Below are 12,256 nucleotides of genomic sequence, written 5' to 3'. Positions count from 1 at the left end.
ACCTCAAGTTGTTTTTTTCCATTATATCTCAAATAAAGATATCGTTCTACAAAATTTGTATTAATGTATTTTCGCCTTCATCCTCTCCACGATACGTTGTCCGCGGCGCGAGGCGGGAGCGTGCAGGCGAACCGCAGCGAGATCGACGCCATCATTTCCTATATGCAAAGGTTCTACATGGAGAACCACACCGTCGAATCGTTGGCAGAACGATGCGGCATAAAAGCCAAACGCTTCTCCTATTTATTCAGCAAGTATACGGGAAGCTTCCCGATCGATTATCTCATCCGGCATCGGCTGGATCGCGCCAAGCAGCTGCTCGCTGCGAGCGATTGCGCCATTTTCCAGGTTGCGGAGAGCGTCGGTTATGCGGATACGCATTATTTCAGCCGACTGTTCAAGAAGTACGAAGGCTGCTCGCCGGGCGAATACCGCAATCGATTGGGCAATCGTCCACTTCTGTTTCGTTAATTGTCTATTTAGCCGGAACGTCCCGCGCATCTATAATGGTTGCAATCACGCAAGGGCAAGGAGCGCGGCGCTCAATGACAAGAATGGAACAAATTAACATCGGAGGACGGGGAGTCGACGTCTATTTGCCTCCGTCTTATCTCACCTCGAACAAACGTTACCCGGTCGTCTATGTGTACGAAGGCGGCGAACTCATCAAGCAGTGCGTCAACCATGTGTACCGCTTATATCTGGAAGGATGGCTGCCCCAGCTGATCCTGGCCGGCATCGAGGCGTCCGACGGACGCGAGGAATACATGCCTTTCGGAGAAGGCCGCGCTTAAGCCGATGAACTCTCCGTCGGCGCGCAGGAAGGCGATGCGCACAGGAGCACGGCGAGGCGGGCGCTTGAGCTTCGCAAGCTGTGGCGCGGACAAGGCATTGGCGGTGACAGGCTCGCTTTTGAGCTGGAGGAGGAAGGCACGCACGATGCGATGTTCATCGCGAAGCAATTTCCCAAAGCGCTGACGTGGTTCTACGGAAAGGACGCGGAGCGGCCGCCGGAGCAGCAAGCACGGCATGGGGCGGAAAAAGGTACGATCGCTTCTGCGCGTTATGAGGTTCCTGGCACGGAGACGTTCTCGCTGCGGTCGGAACGCTCGGGGCTCAGCTATCGGATCTTCGTCTCGTTCCCGATGAGACCGGCTCCGACGGAAGGCTACCCGGTGCTCTACGCGCTGGACGGCAACGCGCTTTTCGGTTCGATGGCCGAAGCGATGCGCATGCATTCCTGGAATCCCAACGGCATCGCCCCGGGCATGATCGTCGGCATCGGCTACGATACGGAGGAGCCCTTCGTATACGGGCGCAGAATGTACGATTTTACCGTCGAAGTACCGGCATCGGATGTACGTTCCGACGGAATGCCATGGCCGCCGACAGTCGGGGCGGACGCGTTCCTGGCCTTTTTGGAGGAGGAGCTAATACCGCAAATCCAGCGCCGTTATCCGGTCGACGTCTCCCGGCAGTCGCTGTTCGGTCACTCGCTTGGCGGTTTCTTCACGCTGTACGCGCTGTTCGACCGGCCTTCGCCGTTTCGTACGTTTATCGCGGGCAGTCCTTCGATTTGGTGGAACGACCATGCGCTGCTGCGCAAGCTTCCGGCATTCGAGGAAATGCTGGCTCGGGGGACCGTCCGTGCAGAGCTCCTGATTGCGGTCGGGTCGGAAGAGGATCACTCGATGATCGAAGACGCCTCGCAGCTCTATCAGAGATTAATGAAGCCATTTGGGGATCAAGGGCTAGATCTCGCCTATATGCGCATTGAGGGAGAAGAGCATCTGTCGGTCGTTCATCCGATGATCAGTAAAGTATTCAAGTACTTGTTTAGGTAATTGTCCACTTCTTGCTTGGTAATTGTCTATGTTCAGAGAACGGGTTCTTTCGCTATACTATTTTTGATGCGTAAATATGCGCTTTACTTGACGATCTGCGCCGTATGGCTGCTAAGCGCATGCGGCAATGCCAACGACGCAAACGAAGCCTCGCCGTCGGCTTCTTCAGCCGCATCGCCATCCGCATCCGCTTCGGCTTCCGCATCTCCGTCCGCCGTCGCCTCGCCATCGCCGGTCGCGACCAGCTTTACGGACGACTACGGCCATGAGGTGAAATTAGCGTCCACGCCGGTGCGCATTCTTGCGCCTTACATGGAAGACGCGCTGGTGACGCTGGGCGTGACGCCTGTGGCCAAGTATTCCGCGAGCGGCACGGTGCAGGAGCATCTTGAGCCGTGGCTGGCCGGCCTACCGACGATCGACCTGATGAACGGCCTCTCTCCCGAAGCCGCGCTTGGCTTCACGCCCGATCTTATCATGATCAGCTCGCACTTCCTCCCGGTCGAGAGCTACGAGACGATCGCCAAGGTTGCGCCGACTTATTTGTTCAATGGAGATGCGACGGGCTGGAGAGAACAACTGGGCAAAGTCGCCGAGCTTCTGGGCAAACAGGACGTAGCGGAGCAGAAGCTGACCGAATACGATGCCAAGATCGCCGAGGCAAAAGCGCGATTGGCCAAGGCGACCGAAGGAAAGACGGTTGCGATCGTATGGCCTTCGGAGAAGGAGTTTTACCTGGTAGGAAGCGACTTTCTATCCGGCAAGCTGGTCTACGGCGAACTTGGCTTGAAGCCGCACGAGCTTGCGAACGGGACGCCTGACAACTTCGGCTCGCTTACGTTCGAGAAGCTGCCGGACCTGGATGCAGACGAGCTGTTTATCATTATCCCGGAAGGCCAGACCGAGGAACAAGTTCGCAAAATGCTGGAAGACATTCCGCTGTGGAAGACGCTGCCCGCCGTCAAAAGCGATCGCGTCCACTACGTTTCCTCCGGCCACTGGATCAATTCCGCCTACATGGCCAATCTGGCCGTATTGAAGGACGTGACCGAGGCGCTGCTGCCGTAAGGCTGCATGCAGCTTAAGATATTCGCCCTGCCGGAAGCGATCCATGCCGAAGCGTTAACGTATCGCGATATAAATTTCCACCTGTCCGTCATCCGGCTTCACATGCTCGCCATAATACTCAAAATCGCCCGTAAACGTCCGCTCGTTGCCGGCTTGCTGCGACCACTGCCAGATGCCTGCCCATGACCGCTGCACCACCTCTACGATCGGCCCTCTATCCGTGACGAATACGGCGTATCTTGAAGCCGGCACCAAAAAGGTTTTAACGGATTCCATGGGGAGATCCTGCGGATTCTCCCCTACGTGCACGCCAAGCATGACTTCATAGCATCCGAGATGATCCTGCTCATAATTGAAATAGCAACTATAAAAGCCTGGAGATTGAATATAAGCGCCCAATCCAGCTTTAATCTGATCCGCGTAGAATTGTTCATACAGCTTTCCTAGCTTTCCTGCGCCGCTTAATTCCGCTGCGTTTGTGGTGACGGTGCTGATCCCGGCCAATAGGAAGGAAGGTCGTTCTTCAATGCGAACAGGCTCTAAGTACATGGGCGATCACTCCTTTATCTGAATACGCCCAGTATAATCGAACCAACCTGACAGCATTCTGTCAGGTTGGCTTTCGGCTTTTATATTTTTCTGCGATATGCGCTGCACGGCTGGCGATGATCTCCCGCAGGTGGGGAGGCTCCATCACCTCTACGTGATGTCCCATGCCCAGAATAAAACGATACAGCCATTCGTCTTCCGGATACGCCTTCTTCACCTGACACCTGCCGTCGGCCACCGGCAAGAGCGCCTCGATGCCGAACCATTCCTCCGCCAGATGACGGGCTTCGGCATCGAAGCGCAGGACGATCTCTTCCGACTGAGACTGCTCGCACGGACTTCCGCTAGTATTGGCGGCCTGCGTAGGCAGCTCCCGGCGGGCGAATGTCTGCCCAGAGGAGAACGCCAGATCCTTCATTCTGTGCAGCTTGAACAGCCGGAACTGCTCCTTATCCAGACAGTAAGCTTGCAGATACCACTGTCGTCCCTTCATAACGAGCGTATGCGGCTCGATCTGCCGATGCGACAGCTCGCCCTCAGCGTTGGAATAGAGGAGTCCCACGACAAGGCAGCGATCTATCGCTTCCTTTAACAGCCGCAATTTGGGCTGCAGTCTCTCGTTGCCGTCCCAAGGCGCATAATCGATCCGCACGCTGCTCGTCTTATGGTGAAATTCCTCGGCGCGCTCGGGCGGGACGACGCTATTGATTTTCTCCATGAGCAGGAGATGCCGTTCGCTGCCGTATGAGGTCGAGATGCTTTTGAGCGCGGTAACGAGGGAGGCAAGCTCGTCATTGGTCATCACGTTGCGGTCCAAACGATAGCCTTCCGTCAATCCGATGCCGCCGTTCGTTCCCTGGTAAGTAATGACGGGAATGCCGGCTGCGTGGATCGCTTCCACATCCCGATAGATCGTCCGAACGGACACCTCGAAGCGCTCCGCGAGCTCCTTGGCTTGCACGATACGACGATTCATGAGCAGGACAATAATGGATAATAATCGTTCCAGCTTCACTGCATGCACTCCTGACGCGCGCGATCTTCTTGGCTTTCTACTATTTCTACCCCACGCTTAATAATCCTTGCATGGACTTCCAATCTTACTTGCCAAGCTGATGCACGAGCGCCCAAAAAAGGCTGCGCCAGGTCGCATACTCACCTTTCATTAATCAACGACGTTAAACCACCCCGGAACACTGGTAATCATCCCCCACATGACATCGGGAATTCTCAACGTCTTTTGCGAAGAGCGCGAGAGCATCGTCGTGATGTCCGCTTGGCGTCCGGTTCTTACCTTTTCGACCCAGTCCGGATTCAGCAGCATGGCACGGCCCAGCCCAACTAAAGGAATGCCGGTCGCGAGCGCTTGAACAACATCTTCCGGGGTCCACAAGCCGCCGACGCCGATGACAGGGATACGGTCTCCCACGCGCTCCTGAATCATGACGATTCTTGACTTCCCTATGCCCTCTTCTCTCCTTGGCGGAGCCCAGAAGCGATCCACGGATACATGTATAAAGTCCAAGCCTTGTTCCGCCAGCACTTCCACGAATTGAAGGGTGTCGGCCATCGTAATTCCGGGATTTTCATTCTCTTCCGGAGATATACGATATCCGACCGCGAACGGCGTTACGGCGTGCTTGGCAACGGTATCCTTCACGCGTCTTATCAATTCGAGCGGGAAGTTCATTCGCTTCTCCAAGGTTCCGCCCCAATGGTCCTCCCTGCGGTTGGAATGGGGGGAGAAAAATTGCTGAAGCAAAAAGCCGTTGGCCCCATGCAGCTCGACTCCGTCAAAGCCCGCTTCGATCGCCCTGCGAGCGGCCTGCGCAAAATCATCGATGACCGTTTCAATTTCCGCTTCGGTCATCGCCCTGGGAACGGCCGCCCCCTCCCGCTCTGCCGCGACTGCGCTAGCGCTAAGCGCTTGGCCGTCCGGCAGCAATACCGGCGTGCTCAGTCGGCCGCCATGAAAAAGCTGTACGAACGCTTTCGTTCCATTTTTCCGAATGACGGATGCCATTTTCTTTAATCCCGGGAGCAGATCGTCGTCGTCGATCCCAAATCCGTTCTCGCCCAGCTTGCCGGATTGCGACACGAGTGCACTGGAGGTGAAAAGCAAGCCGGTCCCCTGTGAACGGAGATCATAATAAGCGAGTTCATTTTCCGTTACTTCTCCGTTAGCTTGACTTGCCATTAGGGTCATCGGGGCCATCGCAATCCGATTGTCGACGGTTACGCCGGAAGGAAAGCGGAAGGACGAAAATATGGTTTCGTACGAATTGCTCATGTTTAATCTCCTCTAGGTACGTATTTTATTAAAGACCGATCGGTCCATAATAATCAAAAAAATTAAGGACCACTTAGTCCATAATAGTGAAAAAGAAAAACGAACTAGTCGCGTTCGTTCAGCTTCTCCAGGATGACGGAAATGGTATCCTCCATAATGTCTCGATGTGCCTTCGCTCGAATCATCACATTGATTCCTTGCAGAGATACCGTTAGGAAGCGGGCAAGCTTGCGCGATTCAGTTCCGGTGCAGAGCGAGCCGTTCTGTTTGCCACGTTCGATGGCCTCCAGGAAAACCTGCTCGATTTCATGAAAGTCGCTTTCCACCATCTCCTGAAGCTTGGGGTCATGGGGGGCTAATTCAATCGCTTCATTCGCAGTCATGCAGCCCATTTGGTTTCCCTTGCCGTCCAGTACCGTCTGAAATGCGGTCGAGATCGCCTGATAAGCATCGGGCTGGCTCAAGCACGCGGAGAACCCATCCATACGGTCCTTTTTGTACAATTCGAACGCCCGGAGAAAAAGCTCGTGCTTGCTGCCGAATGTCTCGTACAGGCTGCTCTTGCTAAGACCCGTCGCCTGAAGCAAATCATTAAGCGAAGTTGGCTCAAAGCCCTTTGACCAAAAAAGCGTCATCGCCTTCCTTAGCACATCTTCCTCATTGAAATTACGCGGCCTGGCCACTTTGCTTCACCACCTGAATAGCAGTATACAACATTACGGACCGATAAGTCCATAATGTTGTCGAATTATTCTCCATTCAGTTGCTTAAGCTCGAAGTCAGGTACGAAAAAATAAGGGCCGGACGTTCACATCGCGTGAACGCTCGGCCCTCGATTTCTGTATAAATAGCATTCCCTTATCATTCATGATCATTCATGTTACAAGCTCGTCGCCGCCGTCCCCGCCATCAGATCGGTCAGCGCATCCTGAATGACCGAGGCCGGAATCGCAAAGCCGATGCCTTGAGCTTCTGCGTTCACCGCCGTGTTCACGCCGATGACCTCGCCCTTATCGTTCAGAAGCGGGCCGCCCGAGTTGCCAGGGTTAATCGAGGCGTCGGTCTGCAGCAGATGCTTGTATTGATGCTCGGTGCCATCTTCTTCGGCGATCGTAATCGGGCGTTCCTTGGCGCTGAGCACGCCGACGGTCATCGTGTGATCCAGACCGTAAGGGTTGCCGATCGCGATTACCCAGTCTCCGATGTTGGCTTGATCCGAATCGCCGATCGCCAGGGCCGGGAACTTCTTGCCGTCCGGGCTTTCGACCTTGATTACGGCCAGATCGAGATCCTCGTTCGAATTGACGACCTTTGCCGTGAGGGGCTCGTCGTATCCGGGGACGGTAACCTTCAGCTCCGTCGCGTCTGCAATGACGTGTTCGTTCGTCAAGATGTAGCCATCCTCGTTAAAAAAGAAACCGGTCCCCGTGCCCATCAGCTCGGGCTCGCTGCTCTGCTGCGACTGCATCGATTGCCCGCGCGGATCCGTCCGGCCGCCGCCGCGTCCGCCGAAAAGGCCGTTTGCCGACGATTGGCTCTCGACGCCGTAATTCTCGATCTCCACGACTGCGGGATTCGCCTGGTCGAACACGGTAGAGATCTTCTCGTCCACGCTCGAGGAAGCAGAGACCGATGCCGTCGTAAGTCCGGCTGCGTCCGAGTATGAGCTGCCTGCCGCTGCCGACTCGACCACGGCGGAGGTGCCTCCGCTGAACAGGTTCATCCGATCCGACATAACGCTCAATCCGCCGACGACCAGGGCGCCGACCAGGAATGAGGCGAAGATCGACTTGGGCGAGAATCCCTTAGGGCGATCCCCGCGCCGATTGCCGCGGCCTCCGTGACCGCCACTGTTTTCGGTAGCTGCTTGTTCTTCTGCCGCTGCGTTCAACTCTTCCTCGTAAAAGGTGCGCAACGATTCTACTCGTGTAGAAGAATCGTAGCTATAGATCGAAACAGGCTCGTTATGGTTACTCATTTCATGGTTCTTCTCGTTATGTTCGTTCATTAGAGTCATCCTCCCATGCTTGCTGGCTATGACTCTATCTTGGACCTCCAACCTAAATCTGAGCTTAAATGAGCCTAAAAGGTTCCTGAAAGATTACGTGGCCAAGTCGCCTCGGAAGGTAGACTTTGCGGCGTATCTACAATTAGAGAATTCTGAAAAAGCGACGCTTCTCGTCAAAGCGCCGGCTAATTATATCGAGCGCTCGTCCCCAAAAAACACGACGGACGTACTCCAATCCATCGAGCAGTTATTGACGACGGGCAATACACCGCAAGCGCTCCAGCGCGCCCTTCTCTACATGGTCACGCTCGGCGTCGACTCCGCTCCCGCTTCTTTCCGGACGTTCACGACAGGCGAAGCAGCCCGTTTTTTTGGAGTCAGCGTAGCCACTTAGATTCATAGAAAAGCGGGGGGACTGGTAATGCGTTTCCCCTCCAACATTATTCAACTCGAGAAGGATTTCGACGCCGTTCTTCTAGATTCACGTGATGGGGACGGGGATATTAACAAGCATGCGAGTCACACGCCATTCATTCATCTTCAAGGATGGCTCGCGGCTTTTGGTCACGGAGGAATTGAGCGGCGGACTTATTGAAGTTTCTTACTACAACTGGGTCGATCAAGCATCACATTCATCCTCCCGGGCAAGCCACGCTGACCAACCGAACCCGTTTTCCTAATTCTCACCACTAGGAACTCCCCGCAATCATGGAGCATATTTTTTTGGCGTTGCTCGCCTCCAAGAAGGTCTAATTTTTACAATGAGAAGCGTAATGGGACGAGATAGCTGTAGTATGTGCGACTACAGCCTCCCACCCGATGATCCGGAGCTACCCGGCTACCCCTTGACCGCTCCGATCATCACGCCTTTGACAAAGTATTTTTGCAGAAACGGATACAGAAGCAGAATCGGCACCGTCGCCACGATGATCGCGGCGTATTTGATCGTCTCCCCGATCGGCATCTTGTCGGCGCCGCCCACCCCGGTCATCATCGAATCCGTGCTGTTCGTGATGAGGATCTCCCGCAGGATGAGCTGCAGCGGGTACAGCTCCCGGGTGCGCAAGTAGATCAGCGCGGTGAACCAGCTGTTCCAGTGACTGACGCCGTAGAACAGGATCATGACCGCTACGACCGGCATGGACAGCGGCAATATGATGCGGAACAGGACGGTAAAATCGTTCGCCCCGTCCAGCTTCGCCGATTCCTCCAGGCTGACCGGCACGCTCTGGAAGGCCGTCCGCATGATGATCAGGTTATAGGCGCTCATCGCGCTCGGGATAATGAGCGCCCAGCGGCTGTCGAGCATGCCGAGGTTGTTGATGAGCAGGTACGTTGGGATCAGGCCGCCGTTAAAAAACATCGTGAACACGATCATGAACATGACCGGGTTTTTCCACTTCACGCTTTGTCTCGAGAGCGCATACGCCCCGAGCGACGTCATAAGAATGTTGAGCGCGGTGCCGGCGACGACGTAGAGCAGGGTGTTCCCGTAGCCAGTCAAGATCGCGGGATTGTCGAATACGAGCTTATACGATTCCAGCGAAATGCCGTGCGGGTACCAGATCAGGCCGCGCATCTTCACTACCCATGCAGGGTCGCTGATCGAGGCGATCAGCACGTATAGAAACGGGTAGAGAGTAACCGCGGAAAGCAAAAGCATGAGCACGACGTTCGAGCCGTCGAATAGGCGTTCTCCAAAGCTGCGTTTCATGAGAGCCGCACCTCCTTACCAAAGCTTGTTTTCGCTGGTCCGGCGGCTGATGGCATTGGCCAGCACGAGCAGCGTAAAATTGATGAGCGCGTTAAACAAGCCCACGGCGGAGCTGTAGCTGAAGTTGGATTCCAGGATGCCCTTCCGGTACACGAAAGTGCCGATGACGTCAGCCGTCTCGTAGGTGGAGCTGTTGTACAGCAGCAGGATCTTATCCGTGCCTACGCTCATGCAGTGCCCGATCTGGAGGATCAGCAGGATGACGACCGTCGGCATGATTCCCGGCAGCGTGACGCTCAGCGCCTGCCGCCAGCGGCTGGCGCCGTCAACGCGCGAAGCCTCGTACAGAGACGGGTCGATGCCGGACATCGCGGACAGATAGATGATGGAGCCCCAGCCTACGCTCTGCCAGACGTTCGAGGAGATGAAGATCGTACGGAACCAGCCGCTCTCGCGCAGGAAGGCGACCGGCTCCGCGCCGAACCACGCCAGCACGTTGTTGATGAGGCCGTCCCTCGCCAGAAAGTCCACCAGCATCCCGGCTACGACGACAAGGGAGATGAAGTGAGGCATATACGTAACCGTCTGCACGAATCGCTTCATCCGGGCGCTGCGGAGCTCGTTCAGCAGAAGCGCGAGAATGATCGAAGCCGGAAAGCCGAACAGCAGCTCGTAGAAGCTGAGCAGCAGCGTATTGCGAAGCAGTCTCCAGAAGTAGTAGCTGTTGAAAAAGTCGTGAAAATACCGAAAGCCGACCCAATCGCTGCCCCACATGCCAAGGCCGGGGGAATAATCCTTAAACGCGATCTGAAGGCCGTACATGGGCACATAGTAGAACAGAACGTAATAAGCGATAACCGGGACAAGCATGATGTAAATATATTTGTTGATTCTGAGATCGCGAAGGGTGCCGTATTGCCAGCCGTCCTTTTTGACCGTCGGCTTCGTCGCGCCGGACCGCTGCTTAAGCATAAGGGACATTCGCATGCCCTCCTTTCGATATCAGGGAGAGGGCAGACCTTCCCCCTCCCCATTTTTCGGTCGACTGCTATTTCCGTTGATTGAAGCGATCGAGCGCCGCCTGACGTACCTTGATCGCCTCGTCGATGCCCATGCTCTTGATCGTGTCGACGAACTTGTCGAATTTATCGATCGGCTCGGTGCCCATGATGAACTTGTTGATCATCTCGTCCCGGTACGTCTTGACGTCGTTCATGATCGAGGACGTCTTGGAGCTCTCGTCCGCCGTCAGGGTGATGAGCGGCATCTCCTTGCTGTGGTCCGCCTGCGCCCAGGCCTGCTGCGCCTCGCGCTGCTCGGGCATCGTGAAGTACTGCTCGATGTAGCGCTTATCCTGCACGAACGGACCGCTGAAGCTCGCGAGGAAGTACTTGGAAATCGCCTGCGTGACCGGCAGCTTATCCGGGTTGTTCATGATGAGATCCGTGTATTTTGGATAGCCGTTGTCCATCTTGTAGCTCTCGCCTTCGATGCCGAAGTTGAACAACATGTGGCCTTCCTCGCCGTATTTGTAGTCGAGCCACTTGACGATCTCCGCCGGATTCTTCGCCGAGGTCGTGATCGCAGCGCCGATGCCCGTAAACGGCATCGTATATTGGCCCAGCACTTTATCGCCCGCTTGCAGCCCCGGATAAGGCGCGCCGACGAGCTGGAAGCCCGGCGTGTTGGCCTGGGTAAGGGAGGTATAGCGGGAGATGCCGCTGCCGGGGTACGCGGACAGCGCGCCGAGCTGGTTGTTCGTGACCTTCGCGTCCTTCAGCTTGCCATCGGTCGTGGCATAATCCTGATCGATCAGGCCTTCCTTGTACCACTTGGCCATGGTCGCCAGGAATTCTTTGAACTGCGGCTCGATCGGGCCGTACTTGATCGTGCCGTTGTCGTTATAGAAGTCGGAGCCGATGCCCCACGCCCCTACGAACAGATGGTTGAAGTCCATATCCGCGATCGAGAACAAATAAGGAATTTCGTCCTTCTGGCCGTTGCCGTTCGGGTCTTTGTCGCGGAAGGCCGTGAGGACCGTCTCCCATTCCGCCAGCGTCTTCGGCACCGCAAGGCCCAGCTTATCCAGCCAGTCCTTGCGGAGCACCGGACCGTTCACGACGGCGAGGACGGGATCCCCAAGCAGAAACGGCATCACGTAGATATTGCCTTCGTCCGTTGTGATCAGCTTGCGAAAATCCGGATTCTCTTCCAGCACCTTGGACAGATTCGGCGCGTTCTGTTCGATCAATTCGTTGAGTCTGAGGATTTGTTTGTCCTTGATCAAGCTGTCCGGTCCTTTGGCCGCGCCGGCCCAACCGAATTCGATCACGTCCGGCAGCTTGCCCGAGGCCAGCATCAGGTTGAACTGGTCCAACTCCTGGCCGACCGGCGGATGCTGGAAGTCCACCTTCGTACCCGTAATCTTTTCCATTTCCTTGTATGCGGCGATTTCATTATAGTTTTTCATGGTGGCGGCCACGTTCGGGTTGAGCGAGACCCAGTACGTAAGCGTTTTCGGGAATCCGACTTCTTTGGCTGGCTCGGCTCCTTTGGACGCTGCCGTCGTCCCCGTGGCCGCGGCCGCCGTCGAAGCTGAAGAGGAAGCATCCTTTCCGTTGCACCCGGTCAATAACGCCGTCATCAAGGAAGCTGCTGCTATTGACGTTGTAAGCACTTTCAGAACATTCTTCATTCCATGAACCCTCCCGTATGTTTCGTGTGCGGCTTGCGTGCTCCGCCATTTTACTTTAATGAGAAAAAGAGCGGCCTGCCTACAGTCC

The 12,256-nt window shown here is 55.6% G+C and carries 12 protein-coding genes; 4 read left to right on the top strand and 8 right to left on the bottom strand.

The genetic code is table 11. The features are described from left to right. Positions 1 to 120 precede the first annotated feature (120 nt). The 4 genes from ACFSR7_RS07475 (at position 121) to ACFSR7_RS07460 (ending at position 2,912) form a co-directional block, all read left to right on the top strand. Positions 121 to 471: a helix-turn-helix domain-containing protein gene (locus ACFSR7_RS07475; protein WP_378160139.1), complete on the top strand. Its 351-nt coding sequence runs from the start codon at positions 121 to 123 to the stop codon at positions 469 to 471. Positions 472 to 545: 74 nt separating this feature from the next. Further along, a complete protein-coding gene (locus ACFSR7_RS07470) occupies positions 546 to 794 on the top strand; it encodes an alpha/beta hydrolase-fold protein (RefSeq protein ID WP_378160137.1) in 249 nt (82 codons plus the stop codon). Positions 795 to 944: 150 nt separating this feature from the next. Further along, positions 945 to 1,844 carry an alpha/beta hydrolase gene (locus tag ACFSR7_RS07465; protein WP_378160135.1) on the top strand — a complete coding sequence of 300 codons (900 nt, stop codon included), beginning with the start codon at positions 945 to 947 and terminating at the stop codon, positions 1,842 to 1,844. Between the two features lie 66 nt (positions 1,845 to 1,910). Then, positions 1,911 to 2,912, top strand: a complete 1,002-nt coding sequence (locus ACFSR7_RS07460; RefSeq protein ID WP_378160547.1) for an ABC transporter substrate-binding protein — start codon at positions 1,911 to 1,913, stop codon at positions 2,910 to 2,912. 54 nt (positions 2,913 to 2,966) lie between these two features. Here ACFSR7_RS07460 and ACFSR7_RS07455 read toward each other — a convergent pair whose 3' ends face one another. The 8 genes from ACFSR7_RS07455 to ACFSR7_RS07420 form a co-directional block, all read right to left on the bottom strand. Further along, positions 2,967 to 3,461, bottom strand: coding sequence for a GyrI-like domain-containing protein (locus tag ACFSR7_RS07455; protein ID WP_378160133.1), 495 nt, complete (start codon positions 3,459 to 3,461; stop codon positions 2,967 to 2,969). Positions 3,462 to 3,522: 61 nt separating this feature from the next. Then, positions 3,523 to 4,476, bottom strand: coding sequence for a helix-turn-helix transcriptional regulator (locus ACFSR7_RS07450; RefSeq protein ID WP_378160131.1), 954 nt, complete (start codon positions 4,474 to 4,476; stop codon positions 3,523 to 3,525). A gap of 150 nt (positions 4,477 to 4,626) precedes the next feature. Beyond that, positions 4,627 to 5,751, bottom strand: a complete 1,125-nt coding sequence (locus ACFSR7_RS07445; RefSeq protein ID WP_378160130.1) for an NADH-dependent flavin oxidoreductase — start codon at positions 5,749 to 5,751, stop codon at positions 4,627 to 4,629. Between the two features lie 104 nt (positions 5,752 to 5,855). After that, the gene (locus ACFSR7_RS07440) at positions 5,856 to 6,434 is read right to left on the bottom strand and encodes a TetR/AcrR family transcriptional regulator (protein ID WP_378160128.1); all 579 of its coding nucleotides are present in this window, start codon (positions 6,432 to 6,434) and stop codon (positions 5,856 to 5,858) included. A gap of 197 nt (positions 6,435 to 6,631) precedes the next feature. Continuing rightward, positions 6,632 to 7,759 carry a S1C family serine protease gene (locus ACFSR7_RS07435; RefSeq protein WP_378160126.1) on the bottom strand — a complete coding sequence of 376 codons (1,128 nt, stop codon included), beginning with the start codon at positions 7,757 to 7,759 and terminating at the stop codon, positions 6,632 to 6,634. Positions 7,760 to 8,597: 838 nt separating this feature from the next. Continuing rightward, positions 8,598 to 9,473 (bottom strand): carbohydrate ABC transporter permease, encoded by an 876-nt coding sequence (locus ACFSR7_RS07430; RefSeq protein ID WP_378160125.1) that lies wholly within the window; start codon positions 9,471 to 9,473, stop codon positions 8,598 to 8,600. 15 nt (positions 9,474 to 9,488) lie between these two features. Next, entirely contained in the window at positions 9,489 to 10,454 is a 966-nt protein-coding gene (locus ACFSR7_RS07425) for an ABC transporter permease (protein WP_378160123.1), read from the bottom strand. A 67-nt stretch (positions 10,455 to 10,521) separates the two neighbouring features. Continuing rightward, positions 10,522 to 12,168 carry a type 2 periplasmic-binding domain-containing protein gene (locus ACFSR7_RS07420; RefSeq protein ID WP_378160122.1) on the bottom strand — a complete coding sequence of 549 codons (1,647 nt, stop codon included), beginning with the start codon at positions 12,166 to 12,168 and terminating at the stop codon, positions 10,522 to 10,524. Positions 12,169 to 12,256 lie beyond the last annotated feature (88 nt).

Origin of the sequence: Cohnella sp. GCM10020058, assembly GCF_042683485.1 — a bacterium.
In the GTDB taxonomy this organism is placed as follows: Bacteria; Bacillota; Bacilli; order Paenibacillales; family Paenibacillaceae; genus Cohnella.
The sequence above is the reverse complement of the archived record's forward strand: the minus strand, read 5'-3'. Positions and strand labels throughout refer to the sequence as shown.